This window comes from Marinomonas sp. S3726 (assembly GCF_000967665.1).
Taxonomy (GTDB): Bacteria; Pseudomonadota; Gammaproteobacteria; order Pseudomonadales; family Marinomonadaceae; genus Marinomonas.
Genome location: NZ_JXYC01000004.1, coordinates 465,359 through 483,099, shown reverse-complemented (window position 1 = coordinate 483,099; position 17,741 = coordinate 465,359). Strand labels below are relative to the sequence as shown.

The 17,741-nt window shown below is 34.8% G+C and carries 15 protein-coding genes; 1 reads left to right on the top strand and 14 read right to left on the bottom strand.

Annotated features, from left to right (window positions below):
• Window positions 1-33: 33 nt before the first annotated feature.
• From TW85_RS03385 to TW85_RS03320, 14 genes are all read right to left on the bottom strand, one after another.
• The gene (locus TW85_RS03385) at window positions 34-1,089 is read right to left on the bottom strand and encodes an NAD-dependent epimerase (protein WP_046015652.1); all 1,056 of its coding nucleotides are present in this window, start codon (window positions 1,087-1,089) and stop codon (window positions 34-36) included.
• A gap of 96 nt (window positions 1,090-1,185) precedes the next feature.
• Window positions 1,186-1,740: a sugar transferase gene (locus TW85_RS03380; protein ID WP_046015651.1), complete on the bottom strand. Its 555-nt coding sequence runs from the start codon at window positions 1,738-1,740 to the stop codon at window positions 1,186-1,188.
• Between the two features lie 11 nt (window positions 1,741-1,751).
• Window positions 1,752-2,687 (bottom strand): SDR family oxidoreductase, encoded by a 936-nt coding sequence (locus tag TW85_RS03375; RefSeq protein ID WP_046015650.1) that lies wholly within the window; start codon window positions 2,685-2,687, stop codon window positions 1,752-1,754.
• Window positions 2,684-3,895, bottom strand: a complete 1,212-nt coding sequence (locus TW85_RS03370) for a glycosyltransferase family 4 protein (RefSeq protein ID WP_046015649.1) — start codon at window positions 3,893-3,895, stop codon at window positions 2,684-2,686. Before TW85_RS03370 ends, TW85_RS03375 begins: the two co-directional genes overlap by 4 nt.
• A complete protein-coding gene (gene wecB / locus TW85_RS03365; protein WP_046015648.1) occupies window positions 3,896-5,026 on the bottom strand; it encodes a UDP-N-acetylglucosamine 2-epimerase (non-hydrolyzing) in 1,131 nt (376 codons plus the stop codon).
• Between the two features lies 1 nt (window position 5,027).
• Window positions 5,028-5,903 (bottom strand): SDR family oxidoreductase, encoded by an 876-nt coding sequence (locus TW85_RS03360; RefSeq protein ID WP_046015647.1) that lies wholly within the window; start codon window positions 5,901-5,903, stop codon window positions 5,028-5,030.
• Entirely contained in the window at window positions 5,896-6,927 is a 1,032-nt protein-coding gene (locus tag TW85_RS03355; RefSeq protein ID WP_046015646.1) for a polysaccharide biosynthesis protein, read from the bottom strand. Before TW85_RS03355 ends, TW85_RS03360 begins: the two co-directional genes overlap by 8 nt.
• A gap of 93 nt (window positions 6,928-7,020) precedes the next feature.
• On the bottom strand, window positions 7,021-8,067 hold the full coding sequence (locus TW85_RS03350; protein WP_046015645.1) for a glycosyltransferase: 1,047 nt from the start codon (window positions 8,065-8,067) through the stop codon (window positions 7,021-7,023).
• Between the two features lie 55 nt (window positions 8,068-8,122).
• Window positions 8,123-10,300, bottom strand: a complete 2,178-nt coding sequence (locus TW85_RS03345) for a peptidoglycan bridge formation glycyltransferase FemA/FemB family protein (protein ID WP_046015644.1) — start codon at window positions 10,298-10,300, stop codon at window positions 8,123-8,125.
• The gene (locus TW85_RS03340; RefSeq protein WP_046015643.1) at window positions 10,297-11,637 is read right to left on the bottom strand and encodes a hypothetical protein; all 1,341 of its coding nucleotides are present in this window, start codon (window positions 11,635-11,637) and stop codon (window positions 10,297-10,299) included. The genes TW85_RS03345 and TW85_RS03340 overlap by 4 nt, the downstream gene beginning before the upstream one ends.
• The gene (locus TW85_RS03335) at window positions 11,637-12,485 is read right to left on the bottom strand and encodes a polysaccharide deacetylase family protein (protein ID WP_046015642.1); all 849 of its coding nucleotides are present in this window, start codon (window positions 12,483-12,485) and stop codon (window positions 11,637-11,639) included. Before TW85_RS03335 ends, TW85_RS03340 begins: the two co-directional genes overlap by 1 nt.
• On the bottom strand, window positions 12,482-13,414 hold the full coding sequence (locus TW85_RS03330) for a glycosyltransferase (protein WP_052701809.1): 933 nt from the start codon (window positions 13,412-13,414) through the stop codon (window positions 12,482-12,484). The genes TW85_RS03335 and TW85_RS03330 overlap by 4 nt, the downstream gene beginning before the upstream one ends.
• On the bottom strand, window positions 13,404-14,318 hold the full coding sequence (locus TW85_RS03325) for an NAD(P)-dependent oxidoreductase (RefSeq protein WP_046015641.1): 915 nt from the start codon (window positions 14,316-14,318) through the stop codon (window positions 13,404-13,406). Before TW85_RS03325 ends, TW85_RS03330 begins: the two co-directional genes overlap by 11 nt.
• Before the next feature lie 597 nt (window positions 14,319-14,915).
• On the bottom strand, window positions 14,916-15,311 hold the full coding sequence (locus tag TW85_RS03320; RefSeq protein ID WP_046015640.1) for an H-NS histone family protein: 396 nt from the start codon (window positions 15,309-15,311) through the stop codon (window positions 14,916-14,918).
• Between the two features lie 270 nt (window positions 15,312-15,581).
• Between TW85_RS03320 and TW85_RS03315 the strand changes: the two genes are divergently transcribed.
• Window positions 15,582-17,738 (top strand): Tex family protein, encoded by a 2,157-nt coding sequence (locus TW85_RS03315; RefSeq protein WP_046015639.1) that lies wholly within the window; start codon window positions 15,582-15,584, stop codon window positions 17,736-17,738.
• The last annotated feature ends 3 nt before the right edge of the window (window positions 17,739-17,741 follow it).

Genomic DNA, 17,741 nt, shown 5'->3' with positions numbered 1-17,741 from the left:
TTAGCCCCATTTATAAATTCAAATATGCCATTTTTATGAATAAACTTCATTATACCAACTTACAAACTTGCAAATTCCAGTCTCAATCTCTGTTTCAGGTTTAAATTTAATATCTAATATTAAGGGGTCAATATTTGCGTATGTAATAGGAACATCACCTGACTGCATTGGTAAGAGTTTTTTTATTGCTTTAGAGCCACACGCTGATTCAATTGCAGAAATAAAGCGACTAAGAGTAATGGGACGATTATTACCAATATTGTAAACATGATAAGGAGCTTGAGCTCCTGTAAAATGATGCCTAGCCTGTTGGTGCGAATCATCAACTGAGGGGGTATTATCAATCAAACCAACAATAGACTCTATAATATCATCAATATATGTAAAATCTCTTTTCATATCTCCATTATTAAATACATTGATCTCAGAACCTGAAAGTATAGCTTTAGTAAAAGAAAAATAAGCCATATCAGGCCTTCCAAAAGGGCCATATACTGTAAAAAATCTTAGCCCTGTTGTTGGAATACCATACAAGTGACTATATGTGTGAGCCATTAATTCATTAGATTTTTTCGTAGCAGCATATAAACTAATAGGATAGTCTACCTGATCTTCAACACTAAAAGGTTGTTTTTTATTCATGCCGTAAACAGAACTAGACGAGGCATACAACAAATGTTTTACTTTCGTTTTTCTACAACCTTCTAATATGTTGGCAAAGCCAACCAAATTACTATCAATATAAGCCTCAGGATTTTCAATTGAATATCTAACTCCAGCCTGTGCAGCCAAATTAATTACAACATCAAAACACTCATCATCAAATAGTTGTTTAATTAACTCTCTATTTGATATGTCAATTTTAATAAATTTAATATTTTCTGAATAGAGTTTTTCACCATTAATGCTATTTAAAAGCTTCTCGTCATCAAATTGAAAACCTAGATTTTTCAGCCTTAAACACTTAAGTTTTGGGTCATAATAATCATTTAAATTATCAATACCAATTATACTATCAACTCTACTTCTTAATGCCTGTATAAGATGAAATCCTATAAAGCCAGCAGCTCCTGTAATTAAAATTCTCATTAATTAACTTCCAAAATTTACATGAATAAAAAACAACTTTTTATTCATTAATTAAAACCCTAAACTGCCATAATATTTTAAATATTCAGTATGCATTTAATCTTTAATAATTCTATCCCCAGCTCCTTTCCCTGCAACTGTTGCAAATATATAAAAAAAGTAACGTACAACTGAAAGGGTGTTCATCATTTTTCTATCAGTTTCAGCCAAGAGCTTAGGAACAGACATATCAATGTTGTTAATTTGTGATAAACCTGTAATTCCAGGCCTTACCTGATACAAATTATAACGATCTCTTTCATCCATTAACTCATATTGATTGAATAAACCCGGTCTTGGGCCAACAATACTCATATCCCCTTTCAATACATTCCAAAGCTGAGGTAACTCGTCAATTTTAGTTTTTCGTAAAAACTTTCCAAACTTTGTAATCGATGAAGTGGATGCTAAATGACTCGCCACAGACTCAGTATCTAACTTCATTGTTCTAAACTTAACTAAAACAAACCCTTTTTTATGAAGCCCAACTCGCTCCTGAAAAAAAAGAGGTTCACCTGTATCAAAAAGCCCGAATATATAAATACAGAGTAAAATCGGTAGCCCTAATACTAGACCAATGAGTGAAATACAAACATCTAAGACTCTAATCACACAACGCCCCTTTACTTTTCATTAAACCATTTAACTGAGGAACGAACACCTTCGTCAACAGAAAATGGAGGTTCCCAATCTAAAAGTTCATTTGCTTTAGATGAATTAACTCTCAAATTTCCTACTAATCTAGCCGCAACATCACTTTTCCCCGCCAACTTACCTGCAACTTCAAACACAACTTTCGGAACTGGAAATAAAAGAGGCCTGCAGTTATTGCTTTTCCTCATTTTTGATAACAAAGATGCTATTGACAGGTCGTTACCGTCTGTAATTAAAAAAGTTTGATTAGCTGCCTTAGAATGTTCTACACATTTACAAACAAAGTCTACTAAATTGCCTATATAAATCATGCTGCGTTTATTATCTATAATACCGAATGGTAAAGGGAGCTTTCTTTTTGCTAGACTTAAAAGTCTTAAAAAGTTCCCTTTAACATTTGGCCCATATATTAAAGGAGGTCGGATTATTACAACTTCTAACCCTAAAGATTTAGATAACTCTTCAAGACAGTCTTCCGCCTCCATTTTTGATTTCCCATAAGCGTCTTCAGGTAATTTTGGAGAGTTTTCATTATACTGGGAATTATTGTGAGTCCTTTCTCCATTGACTTTTATTGAACTTATATAGATAAAACGTTTTACCCCCATACTTGCAGCTTGCTTAGCTAAGTTTTTTGTTCCAACCACATTAACTTTACGATAGTCACTTAAAGGGTCATCAGAATATTCACTCATTACATGAGCGCGAGCAGCGCAATGAATAACGACATCCACCCCCCTTAAGCAATTTGATAAATCATGACCGCTAATAAAGTCTATATCAAAATGCACTGCATCATATTTAGGCTTTGACCTCCCTAAAAGGGAAACACTATGCTTTTTTGCTAGCTCAGGATATAAAGCTGTGCCTAGGAAACCAGTACCTCCAGTTATGAGCACTTTCATTTGTATTCCTTACCAATTGTTACTTGATCTAAAATTTCATCGACCGCTGCGCTTACTGAAAATTGACGCTTCAGGAGTTCGAATGAAGCCCTCCCCATTTTCTCTCTTAGAATATCATCATGAACAAACGCCATTGCGTTAGAGAAAAAATCATCATCAAACCCATTAACCGTAACTAGACCTGCATTGCCATCATTTAGAACTTCAATAACATCATTTCCAGTATTAACGCTTCCGAGTATAGGCAATGATTCAGCCATATAGCCTAGCAATTTCCCAGGAAAGTTATGAGCACGGTGCTTACTTGAAAGGGAAAACAATCCCACGTCCACTTCTTGCAAAATATTTTTGTAATCATCTTGAGATACTGAAGGTAAAAGTGTTGTATTTTGCAACCTCCAGTTTTTTATAGTATTTGAAACTAATGTAAATTCATCACCTTGACCAACCAATAAAAAATGAGCCTCCTTGATCGGTAAAAAACGCTTCGCGAGCCTTAGAATATTACTCATATCTTGGGCATGCCCTATGTTCCCACCATAAAAGAATATTACCTTACCATTCAAAGAAAATTTTTTTCTAATTCCTGCATTAACTGCAGCTTCAGATTGCTTGACCTCCGCCCAATTCATTAACACTTTCACATTATCGTGCGACTTATACATATCATGAAAGATTTTAAGGTTAGCTTTAGATTGAACAGCTACACAGTCTGATACTTTATAATTAAAATGCTCAAAATAACGGAAATACTTAGCTATCATAGAATTACTTTTAATCATTCCTTGATCAATAACCCACTGAGGAAAAAAATCTCTAAGAACCAAATAATTATAAGCACCTAATTGCTTTAAATAATAGGCCAAGGGCCCATAAAATATCGTTGGGGAGTAGTTTACACAAAGATCAAACGCTTGGAGTCTAACGCGAGAAGCAATTGCCCTATAAGCCCTCCAGGATAACATTGTTTCATTGATAGCCCTCCTTACTTTACCCACACCTCGAGTTGGTTTTGATTTAAAACGCCATATTTCTATACCGTCTAAACAATCAACAATTAAATTCTGCTTTTGGTTCCAGCTACCCGGCGTAATAACAACAACCTGATGCCCTCTTCCAATAAGTTCTAGAGCTAAATCATAAAACATTTTTGCATGAATCTTCGTGCTTTCAGGTAAAAAGTCATCAACTAATAAAACAATTCGCAACTAATCTTTTCTCCATGTAACTTTATTAACAAAGTCCGTGTAACTAATAATAATTCGAAGAATTTTTTCTGATACATTAGGAGCAATATAATCTTGGACCTTATTAATAGTCCTTTCATCTCCCACTCCTTGCAATTCGAGAATGTTTATAGCTTGCAATATTCTCTCTATATTCATTCCAGTAAACATCACAGCACCTTCTTCAAAACCTTCCGGCCTTTCATGCGCATCTCGAATATTAACAGCAGGAAAATTTAAAATAGAAGACTCTTCAGTGATGGTACCACTATCGCTAAGTACTAACTTTGCCCCTATTTGAAGATTGACATAATCACAGAAACCTAAGGGTTTCATAAGCTTTACAAGAGAATGAAACTTTAAATTGAGTATATCGATTTTTTTTCTAGTACGTGGATGTGTAGAAACTATCACTGGCATTTGATATTTTTCAGCCAGCTCCGATAAAACTTCCACGAACGCTTTAATATTGACATCTGAATCAACATTCTCTTCACGATGAATACTCACCAAAAAATATTTCCCTTTTGATAATCCTAACTTTACTATTGCATCACTTTTTTCAATTTTTTGGGAATAATAGCTGAGCACCTCATCCATTGGGCTACCAGTCTTAATTATCATATCGGGTCTTAAGCCTTCTCTTAGCAAGTACTCCCTTGCAATATCAGTATAAGGTAAATTAATATCCGATATATGGTCAACGATCTTTCGATTGATTTCTTCTGGAACCCTCATATCAAAGCAACGATTTCCTGCCTCCATATGGAAAACAGGAACCTTTCGTCTCTTTGCAGATATCGCTGACATAGCACTATTGGTATCTCCCAATATAAGAACAGCATCTGGTTTATGATCCTGTAAAACTAAATCTGATTTTGCAATTACCTGAGCCATTGTATCTGCTGAGCTAATTCCTGCACACTCTAGAAAAACGTTGGGATTCCTAATACCTAGCTCTTCAAAAAAAATTTGATTTAATTCATAGTCATAATTCTGCCCCGTATGAACCAATATATGCTCACAAAAAACATCAAGTTTAGATATTATTCTGGAAAGCCGAATTATTTCCGGTCTTGTCCCTACAAAAGTCATTACTTTTAATTTTTTCATACTATTGAAAATACTCTATATATTCATAATGCATTTTATCAATTAAGTCTTCCCAACTAGGAGCTTTCCAGTTAACCTCAGCTCTAATCAGCTCTGAGTCTAGACTACGATCCAGCCTGAAGTCAGGAAACTTTTCAATATACGTTTCCCTCTGATACTTATCTTTTATTAAGGTTAATAACGAAAACTTGTCAATTGGCTCTGCACTTAAGTGATATAACCCTGAAAGAGACTTACTTGGAAAGACTTTTTCCATTAAAAACTCAGCAAGATAGCAAGTGGGTAAGCCCGAAAAAACAGCATTCGAGAACCCTTTCACATCAGTTTGTTGGTTTAAAAACCAATCGACTAAACTATGGTTAGAAAAGAGCTCATGTCCGATAATTGAGGTTCTTAATGTTAAATGTCCACCATAATCCACTTCACCTAATAGCTTGGAGCGACCATATAGGTCTGCAGTATCAGGCAGATCACACTCTTTATACATTCCCTTCTCACCACTAAATACACAATCTGTAGAAAAATGTATCAATTTAGACGACAACTCAGAGCAAACTAAAGCAAGTTTATGTGGTAATAGACTATTAATTTCAATTGAAGGTACATGCACCTTTGACACAGATAACTGCTTAATAAGACCAATACAATTCAAAACATAATGGGGTTTTTCTCTTTCAATAAGCCTATATAACACACCATCATCTGTGACATCAATATTACTAATAACATTATTAAACCCCATTACTGCAAGTTTATTTTTTAAATCATCATTTCTAACTGTACCAACAACGTCAATACCGGTATTACATGATAAATATCGATGTAGACTACTACCTAACATACCACTCACGCCAAGTATCAAAACCTTTTCATTCATCCGGAAAAGCCTCTTGGTTAGAAACAATTTTTTTAATGAAATCTAGCTTCAAAAGCAAAGACTTCATTTCAGCAAGATCAAGTCTTAAAGTATTATGTGAGTTATAATCTTCAGAAGAAGATAAGGACTTAGAACCCTCCTCAAAAAATTTCTCGTAATTTAAATCTCGGTTATCAGCTGGTATACGATAATACCCCCCTTGATCTTCTGCGACTAACATCTCCTCCCTACTACATAAAGTCTCATATAGTTTTTCTCCATGCCTAGTCCCCATTATATTAATGTCATGACCATCTTTACCCATTAAGGAGAGAGTTGCTTTGGCTAAATTTTCAATAGTAGAAGCCGGAGCCTTTTGGACAAAAATATCACCATTAGAGCCGTGCTCAAATGCATGTAAGACTAGGTCAACCGCATCATCTAAACTCATCATAAAACGGGTCATAGAAGGGTCTGTAATCGTGATAGGGGAATCTTTTAGAATTTGATCGACAAAGAGTGGAATTACTGACCCCCTTGAAGCCATTACATTGCCATATCGGGTTGCACAAATCATAGTGGATTTGGGAGCATTTCGTGACTTAGCTACTATCACTTTTTCCATCATAGCTTTTGATATACCCATAGCATTAATTGGATATACAGCTTTATCTGTACTAAGGCAAACAACTTTACTCACTTGATGGAATATTGCTGCTTCTAGTACATTTTCTGTTCCCATCACATTTGTTTTAACAGCTTCCAGAGGATAAAATTCACACGAAGGTACCTGCTTTAAGGCAGCTGCATGGTATACAAAGTCCACACCTCTTAAAGCATTTGAAACACTCTGAAAATCCCTAACATCTCCTAGGTAAAACTTTAATTTATCAGAAGAATAGCGCTTCCTCATATCATCTTGCTTTTTTTCATCCCTAGAGAAAATTCTTATTTCTCCAATATTTGTATTTAAAAAACGCTTCAATACAGCATTACCAAAAGAACCGGTTCCTCCTGTAATTAAAAGAACTTTATTCTCGAACATATGGCTAAAACTCCAAAAAATAATATTATGTGACTAAATTCAGGCTAGCATTAATTAAAAATCAAAAACATATTGCTATATAAGACAAAAGAGCTAAGATTCGGTTACGATCATAAATTTATTCTTTAACAAGAATTCATCACAAAAACTTTCCGCTGTATTAACCTTCAAACAATCTATTTTATAACCCATAAATCTTGCAATAGATCTTGCAATTGATAATTCAGAATATGGGTTAAATGTCTCTACTGGAGCACAAACTTCCCTTACAAAATCAAGTTCAGCTGCTAGTATTGGTAATTTACTAGCAGCAGCTTCAAGTAAAGGCAAACCAAAAGATTCATTAAAAGAGGGGAAAATCAAAGCTCTACTTACTTTATATAACTCAAACACTTCATCCCTACCAATATAGCCAACATTCTCAATATTAAGATTGTGCTTTTTAATATAAAATGAAATCTTTTCCCATAAGAGAGAGTCTCTTTCACCCAAAGTTAAAACTAATTTAGGGAAAAAACCTTTTTTTGCTAAAAACACCCAAGCCTTAACTAACCTCAAATGATTTTTATGTGCGGAACCATCAGCTACATACAAGAGCTGATCTTTTCTACATTGTATATTTTGCAAGCCAGCATCAGCCACACCACAAAAAGGAAAAACTAAAACTTTATGCTCATCTATCTTTGCATTGCTAACTAATAATTCTTTTACTAATTCAGACTGAACTATGAACTTACTAACTCTCTTAGAGAAAAAAAGTAATATATACCTTTCAAGCATATTTTTTACTCTAATTCTCATAGGAGCATTTTTTAATGCTGAAGGAGTTAGAATATTAACATTCTGAAAAAACACTTCAACTTCTGAATCGACTGCAAACAAAGGAGGTAAACTATGAAAGCACAAAACTTTATCACATGTTTTTGACTGTTTACGTAACAACAACTCTGCTTTTATTCTACCTAATAATGTTGGCGCACACTTAACTATCCTTTTATCAAGCGCTTTTAGAGTAGTTAAATCGAATCTTTCATCAAGCAGAAAAATGGTTTTACCATTAATTTCTGAAACATTAAGCAACTCTTTCTGTAGAGCAGCCCCTCCCCCAGTATGGACATTTGGCGAATAAAAGACATTCATGAATTACAAACCTTAAAATCACTTACTATAATAACAAGTAGGCAATATACCCTTCTTAGACTTTAAATCTAAATAATCTTGGGACATATAAAAAAGTACCTACATTAATATACTCTTCTCCATTAAGCCCCTGCTTAAATTTAGCAACCCCAGGTGAACCTACATGATCTATTCCACCAAGATCAAAAAGACTTAAGCCTTGCTCTTTAGAAGATAAAATGCCATTCCACAATAACAATTGGGTTACATAGTTCTTTCTACCTAACTCCGAACTCCACCCAAAAAAGTAAGTTGCTTCACCATTGCTTTCGGCAATGATAACGCCACCAATAAGCTCATTATCAGAATACACCCTTTGAACTCGCAATGTTAAGTCACTATCACCTTTAGAAGCTTCGACTAATAACTCTTTAACTAAATCTTTTGATACACTTTGAATACCAATTGAAGATAAGTACTGCTCACTTAACTCAAACACCTGCAATACATCATTAGTATTTGTACTTTCAATAAGCTCAAAATTACACCTCTCAGCTTTTACGAGTTGATTACGCCATTTTTTATTCAAAGCACCACGAATACGCTCTTCTGATTGAGAAAGGTCTATCCGAGAAGATGACCAATTAGAGTTACCAACTCTTCTATAGCCAGCTACCCACAATTTGTACATAGAACTTCCATTCAAAGGAATATTTGGTGTAATCATAAGCACATGGGCCTTAAACCAAGCCCCGTATTTTTTTCCAAGCATACTTAAAAATGCAATTTCTTTCTCTTCAGTCCCGCCAGACATAACAGGACCAAAACTAGAAGTATTTAAAGAGGTAAACATATATTTTTTCTTTCTAATATATGAGAAAAACATATTTTCATCAGATGTAGAGCGGACCTTCACCTTAACTAAAGAGCTAGAACTAGTATTAGATCTAGCTCTAGAATAAGCGAGCGATTGAACAAAAGGCCTTGGAAAGCACTCACCATCATCATTCGTTTTTACATCAACATTTAAATCCACTAACTCCAGCGTCTCTTCTTTGGCTTTTCTCCTAATTGATCGAACTAAAGCAAAAATAGCTTCTTCTGATATAGATGCATTAATAGGCAGCATGTAAGAACTTTTATAAAGTGCTAGTGCAGAGTTGGTAATATCTTTACTTATTTGCTTTGGTAGGTTGGGCCACTTTAAAACAGGCACACCAATTTGACTTAAAGCATTTCCTAAATCAAACATTTCTCCCTTCACGCCTTTCAGCTGAATAGGTAGCATATAGTCACTATCACTATGATTTACAACTATTTCAACATCATGGAACTCAGAAAATGCCTTAACAAGCTCTAGCCAAGCACACCTAACCCTAACATGCTGTTTCTGAAACACAGATACTCGTCCAACATACCTAGACAACAAAGAAAATGTTAAATCCTTTAGTTTTGGAGAGGGAATTACTTTATCTTTTTCAAACTTATCCTGACAAGTAGAGCTATTTAAAACCTGTTTATCATAACTATAACCAATAGAACCCACTAACTTTCGTGCAGACTCTTTAATTATCCATCTTAAATTTTCATGTATTCTCTTTGATGAACTATGACAATCTACATCGCCTTCTAAACTTTTAATTAGTTCTTCAGATAAGTCATTAACTAAAATATTGTCTTGATTAGCTAGACTAAAAAAAGAAATCACATCCGCATTTTTAATCACTAATGCTGAGCCTGAAGGTATATTAAACCGCTTATGTGGGCTAAAGACAGTAAAGTCTCCATACTTTCCAACATTTCCAGCCTTTATATAGACATGAGCAGCATCTTCAACTAACCATATTTTCTTACGTTTTGAGTATTCAGCAATATCTGATATCCCTGGGGCATCTATTTTACCGAAGTAGTGAACATATACTAAAACATCAAGATCGCAATTTAAATCATCAAACTGCTTTATGCATGCATGGTAGTTTAAATCTTCACCCGCATTATAAAACATCACTTCGCAACCGAACTTTTTTAGTGGGATCAGAGCGTCGTCACAGATATAACTTGGAAACCAAAATCTTGGCTTATTCCCAGTTAATGCAAACTTCCAAACAGCTATTTGCAAAAACGAAATAGAACTTCGAGACAACCATCCAACTACATCATTGGAATCAGACCAATATCGGTTTAAAGTTTCCAACGGCTCAGCTTTATTACAAAAAAAACCCAAATCAAAGGTCGGCTTTAAGAACTTTTTCATTTAATTTCCTGTTTTCTATCGCTATGCTTCGTATCAACAAAACCAATTGCCAATAACATAATACCTAAAGACATAATTATCACTGGGGACCTATGAGCCAAACTAGCTCCAACCAAAAGTACAGAAAATAAAGTTAACGCAACTTTATTTTGACGCTCTCTATTGCATAATCTTTTTGATGCAGACCAAAAAATGTATAACTGAGAAAAAACATAAAACCACCCCCCCAAAACACCAAAGTCAATTGCAATCCTCAATATATTTGAATGTGGATTTATCAACTCTCCAGGCCAAAAGCCCGACTCAGCATTTACATAAGCGACACTACCTAACCCACTACCAAGTAAGAGCATTCCTAATTCAACATTCAACAGCCGCTCAAAAAACACTGCCGCAGGATACAAGTTTGGTAACTGACCACTGAAAACAGGAGGTAAACTAGAGAAATCCTTTTCAAACACGGAAGTTAAAGCAAGAGATACACCATCAAAATATCGCTGCATTCGCTCGAAATACGACAAAGCAAACAATAAAGCTAACGAAAAAAATAGAAATATAAAAGACAGTCTAAAATGTTGAACAAAGACAAATTGAGGATTAAAAGACACCAAGAGCAAAAAAGACACAAACACACCAATAATAAATGAGAATGATTGTGTCATAAGTAAAAGAAACATTAGCAGAAAGATTTTTCTCTTTGATAACTGAAGGCTACCTCTTTTATAAAAATTTAAAAGCGCCTCAATTAACCCATAAAAAAGCAATGCTACAGCAGCATCACGAGGCTCCCCAAACATGCCATGAAACCTTACCCCTACATCAACTCCATCATAAACAGCCCTAGCTAACAAGTCATACCCAAAGGCCCCTCTAATTAAAAAATCAATTATCCCTACAATTATAGAAAAAAGGATTACCAGCCTTAAATAATTTAAAAAGCATATAAACTGATTTTTACTTTTTATTAGAAGTACAGGTAAAAAGCAAAAAACACTCAATTGATAAATATATAAAATATATTCCATCAGCGGCCGAAAGCCACTAACCTCTTCGCCATACCAGCCCAAAAGATAAGCACAAGCACTAACAATCCCAATTAGCACCACACATATCAAATATGGGAATGCTGTAAATAAAACATACTTATTTATCACTAACTTAATACTAGCAGCGTAAATCAACAAAAATGGTAGAATAAAAAATTGATATAACCTGCCAACATGCACACTAAACCCTACTCCACCGCCATTCAAAAGATTAAAGTATTGAAGCAGCTCCAAAGATAGGCACAATGATAGAAGTAAAGGAAGAATGCGTTCTTTTTCTAGTTTAAGCATTATTTAATTCTAATCATTTTTTCTATGACAGGCTTATATTGGGCATCTAACATCCCCTCTAAATATACTTCTATAAAAAACAATGGGTCTTTAAGGTTAATTGCATCTCGCATTATAAGTCCTTTTTTAGCATGAGGATAATTCCCTCCCCTAAAACCAGAATAAATATTAGAGTAGTATTTTAGTGACTCATCATGAGATGACACACATACACTTTTTGCATGACCAAATGGAAAAGCGAACTCCGTCACTTCAACTCCATTTAATTCATTTTCCAACCTTGCTCTCCCTTCTTTCAGCTCTATCAAAAGCTCATCTTCGGAACACTTAGAAATAGCTTTATGATTAATAGTATGAGAGCCTATGAGCTGGCCAGCTTCATGCAGTTCATTTACTTGCGCCCAATTCATGGGTCTTAACTCATCCCTACTTTCTTCCGTTCGTATTTTTAATGCAGCATTTAAATAGTGAAGAGACTTCTCATCATCATTTGCAGTATCTATGAAACCAGGGGATATAAAAAACAGACTATTAATACCTTTTGGCATTAAAACTGTTTCAGCAGCAGTTTTACTTGATAAAAAACCATCATCAAAGGTAAAAAGAATGCTACGTCGTTTTAATGAAAAACGCCCTAAATTATACTCTATAAAGTCTTTAGGGCTTATAAAATCCCAAGTTTTGCTAAGCTTCAAGACAATTTTATCAAGCTTCAACATCTCATCATGAGATAAGTCATGTAATATAATAACTCTTACCATTTTTTTTTCATTAAAGAAAAAGAGCCTTCTAACTTTAATAAAAGCAAAAATGGAAAAAATATAAATTAACTTTAACCAATACCTCATTTCCACCACTTCCTTTCAAATTTATACTGTCTATAAAGGCTAAAAACATAAAATAAAGGAAAGTAAAAAATGAACTCAATTGAAAGCTTAACCCTATCAAAGAAGCCTCTCCCTTTAAACAACTTAAAAGCACCTAATACTTTCCAGTTAGTTATTTCGGAAAAAGCTTTACCAAACAACGCCCTCTTATGCAGAACAGAGAGTGACGATGCACTCTTCACAAACATTTCATTGTTTGAATACATTCTAACCCAACGCAATAGCTCTATATTAAATTGCTCATTATCTGCCCAAGTACCACTTCCTTTATGAACCCGCCATGCAGATAGCACCCTAGGCACATAAACTATCTCAGAAAGAGTGCTTAAACGAACTATTAAGTCAAAATCAGCAATATGACTAAACTTATTTGAGAAACCTTCGCTTAACCGTTTAATATGCTTGACAGATAATAGTACGGACTCTAGCGAAATATAATACTTCCTAATAAGCTCTGAAGAACCTAACTCATATGGCGGATCTTCTTTGTACAAAGGCTCTCTCAACTTTTCACTAAAGAACTCTGTATTAGATATAACAATTCCAATCGAATCATTTTTTTTAAAAGCGTCCAATTGAAGAGCAAGCTTTTCAGGATACCAATGATCATCAACATCTAAAACAGCGAGATAATCACCTTCCACATACTTCCAAGCTGCAGCTCTTCCTCCTCCCAAATCAGTGTGCTCGGGAGCATAAAAATATTTAATTCTAGTGTCAGGCAGATACTCATCTAAGATCAATTTTGAATTATCAGTTGACTGATTATCCCAGAATAAAATTTCCCAGTTTGTATAAGTCTGAGAAAACACACTATCTAGAGCTTCCCTTAAATATTTTTCTCCATTATAACAATTCATGAGAATGGTAACTAATGGATCATTTTTCATTTTTGACACACCATTCAATTGTCCTATCAATTCCAACCTCAAAAGGGGTTTTTGCTTTCCAACCTAACAATTCGTTCATTTTAAGCACATCAGCAACTTGATACATCGACTCATTTTCCCTATAAGGCCTTGCCCCAAATTCAACATCCCCATTAAACTTTCTAGCGATATAATCTACAACCGAACGTATTTCAACCTCCTTCCCAGATGCAATATTTAAAATATGACCATTAGTTTTTTCGCTATGCAGCGCAAGTAAAACCCCTTCAACCAAGTCATCAATAAAACAAAAATCTCTAATTTGCTCCCCATAAGTAGTCTCTATCTTCATACCATTGATTGCTGATTTAATAATTTGAGGAATAAACCTCTCTACATTTTGACCTGGTCCGTACGTCAAGAAAACCCTTGCGATTGTAGTAGGAACCCCTTCTGAAAGGTAAAGCATTTGAAGAAAATGAGCTACTGACGTTTTTGAAAAAGAGTATGGCGATAGAGGCATTTCTCTTAAGCTCTCACTCAAAAAGCGATCACTTTGTGGATATTCATCTGCTGATCCAATATGCAAGTATTTTTTCAGCGCATTTGTATCAAGGTATTTAAATATTAAAAGCGTTGCCAATAAATGAGCTTCTATTACTTGATAACCTTTTCCAGAAATCATTAAACCGTGATCAACGCATCCCATTGCATTTATCACATAATCATATTTCTCTAAAAAAACTTTTTCAACAGATCCCTCATCAGTCATATCAACATTAATAACTTTTATACCTTGTTTAGTCAGAGCCCCAACGGAGCGCCTACCAACAACAGTGACATCCTTTTGTTGTTCAAATAATTCTGACGCAATTTTACCGCCAATATAACCAGTACCACCCAGCACCAAATACTTCCGATTCACTAACAACCTCCTCTTACAAAATACGGGAAAAAGTTACCAAATTTAATATATATCAGGCCTTTGCCAACACTTTTTCATTAACCTTAATCACGCCTAAGATTAGAAAGCAATCAATTAACAAAGCCTGAAGCCTCACTTTAACTTCTTACCGTTAAAATAAAAATAAAAAACTTCATGACGATCTTACCACTCCCCAAGAAAAGTATCAGCAAACACAAAACCCTCAACAGGAATCAATCTAATACTAAAGACCTAACTATTTCTTTTTAAGCTTAAGATCACACCTAAGCCAACTATGAAGCTTCTCATAGATAAAACTATTACTTTCATGAAAGTAAAATGCGAAATAAAGCCTCTTATGTGTTTTATTGAGACTGAAAAAAGAAGAAATAACGCCCCCCTCTCACAACACAAGAACTCCTTTTGATAAATGGCGAATATTGTAATACAGAAAAGCAAAGACCATAAAAAAACCCCTAGTAAACACTGCATGTCAGGCAATGTTCAAGAGAGGCTCTATAAATAAGCAAAACTTTTTTAGCAAAAAAGCCTGACTCTACTCTTAATAAGTCAAGCTTTGTGCTAAATCAAATACAACTATAGCTCACAGCTCTCACGGCTATTACCAGCATCAAAGTATTCTTGGAATACTTTTGGTGTGCGGCCACGTCCAGTCCATAAATGCTCTTCACCATTTACTTCCAAACGATATTTTGGCTCAACACTTTTACCTTTAGTTGCAATTGCTTTAGGTGCAGAAAGTGCAGCAATTTCATCAAGTGTTAATCCGCTTTGAGCAATAAGTTTTGCTAACTCTTCTGCTTTCTCAGTCCTTTGAGCCTCTTCAGCTTGTCGTAAGCTTTCCTCTTCCTTAAGCTTTTCTAGTGCATTAGAAAAACCAGAAATTAGATTTTCTAATTGGGCAATGGTTAATTCTTTAGCAGCAGCGCGTGCTTTTGCTTTATTGCCAGCAAGTTCAAGTAAAAGACTCATAATTATCCTCTGAATATAAAAAACGTGATAAATTAAATATAAGCACGTTACACATTAAAATCAAAATGCATTCTAAATTAAGAATTGCAAAAAATCTAATGTGTTTAATTATTTCATTTAAAAAACCGCATATATAATGTGCTTTAAAGTCATTTCATCCATTATTAAAGCCCGATTCATGAATCTATTCCTTTGAAATCATGCAAGAATAATGGATTTCTTATTTTTTTGTAAAAAGTTTGTAATGATAACTATTGGATTAAGTAATAAATGTTTAATTTAGAAAACCAACTAGTGAAAGAATTTAATATTTCTGTAAAAATTGTAAAAAACACACTTTCTCTGATTAATGAAGGTGCAAGCATTCCTTTTATTGCACGCTACAGAAAGGATCAAACTCAAGGTTTGAGTGATATTGATTTACGTAATTTCCAAATAAGACAAAAGCAATTACAAGAACTTGAAAGCAATAAAATTAAATTAATAGAGAAGCTAACAAATAATAAACAACTAACAAGCGAATTAAAAAACAGCATTCAAGCAAGCCAAACAAAAAAACAACTTGAAGAAATTTACGCCCCCTACAAATCAACCAAACTGAGTGTATTTGAATTAGCAAGAAACCTAGGCTTCGAGAAACTGGCTTTAGAATCATGGAATCACTGGACATCCTGGAATGATGCAAAACTATTAGCACACACTAGGAATATTGATGAAAATATCTCTCTCGAAGACGCTAAGACACATATTATTAACCTGATCAGTGAACCTCTATTATTAACGCCAGATTTCATACAAGCCTGTGAAACCTATATTTATAATACGGGTATGATCAACAGCCGTGTTATTAGAGGAAAAAAGGAAGCAGGTGAAAAGTACCGTGATTACTTCGACTATAGCGAGGCAATTAAAAGTATCCCCTCTCACAGAGCTCTCGCTCTTTTTAGAGGTAAAAAAGAAGGTTTTATTAAACTAGCACTCAGTTTATCTACAAATGAAATGCCCCGTTTGGCTATAAACTTTTTAAATAGTCTCAACTTAAAACATACAGTTCGACAAAATCGAACTTCTTTCATTCAAGAAGAGATTTTAAACCAGATATGGCTAACTAAAGTCCTCCCTAAAATAGAATCTAACCTATTGCTTCAATTGAAAGATAAAGCAGAAAATGAAGCATCTAAAGTTTTTGCCCAAAACTTAGAAGCCTTATTAATGGCAGCGCCTGCTGGTAACAAAAGAATCATGGCACTTGACCCTGGATTCAAAAATGGTGTCAAAATAGCCGTCATTGATGAACAGGGAAACTTTCTAAAAGATGCTGTCATCTACCCCCACCCGCCGCAAAACAAAAAACATCAAAGTGAAGAAACATTAATAAATTTAATTAAAAATTTTAGGGTTAGCTTAATCGCACTAGGAAACGGTACAGCATCGAGAGAAACAGACAAATTACTCAATGATTTAATTAAACGAGAAAATCTAGATGCTATATGTGTCACTGTCAGCGAGTCAGGAGCTTCTATATATTCTGCTTCAGAAATTGCTAGCAAAGAGTTTCCTGATTTAGATGTGACTATTAGAGGCGCAATATCTATTGCTAGACGCTTACAGGACCCCTTATCAGAGCTTATTAAAATTGACCCTGAATCAATTGGTGTAGGACAGTATCAACACGATATAAAAACAAGTCGATTAAAAGAGGCGTTGAATATTGTTATTGAGGATTGTGTTAACAAAGTAGGCGTTGACCTAAACTCAGCTTCTGCAAGTTTGTTAGAGCATATCTCTGGCCTTAGCCCAAGCTTAGCCAATAATATTGTCACCTATAGAAATGCACATGGTAGCTTTACCAATAGGAGTGAGCTAAAGCAGGTTAAAGGCATAGGCAATAAGAGCTTTGAGCATTGTGCTGGTTTTCTAAGAATTCAAACCAGTAATAACCCACTGGATGCATCTGGCGTTCACCCAGAAAGCTACCCATTAGTGACTGAGATCGCCACAAAACTTGGCTCTTCGGTAAAAGCATTAATCAGTAATACACAAGCCATCGACAAGATTAAATCGCTGCGTAGTGAGTTCCCTCACATTGATAACTATACCTTTGAAGACATTCTTTTAGAATTAGCCAAACCTGGAAGAGATCCTAGGCCTGAGTTTAAATACGCAAAATTTGACCAGGGAATAGAAAAGATTTCTGATCTAGTAGAAGGCAAGATTCTAGAAGGGGTTGCAACCAATATAGCGGCTTTTGGCGTTTTTGTTGACATTGGCGTACATCAGGATGGCTTAGTGCATATTTCACAACTAGCGAACCGCTTCGTAAAAGATCCTGCGAGCTTAGTGAAAGTTGGCGATATTTTAAAAGTGGAAGTGTTAGATGTGGACGAGAAACGAAAAAGAATTTCTTTAAAAGCCATAGGTCTATAACAA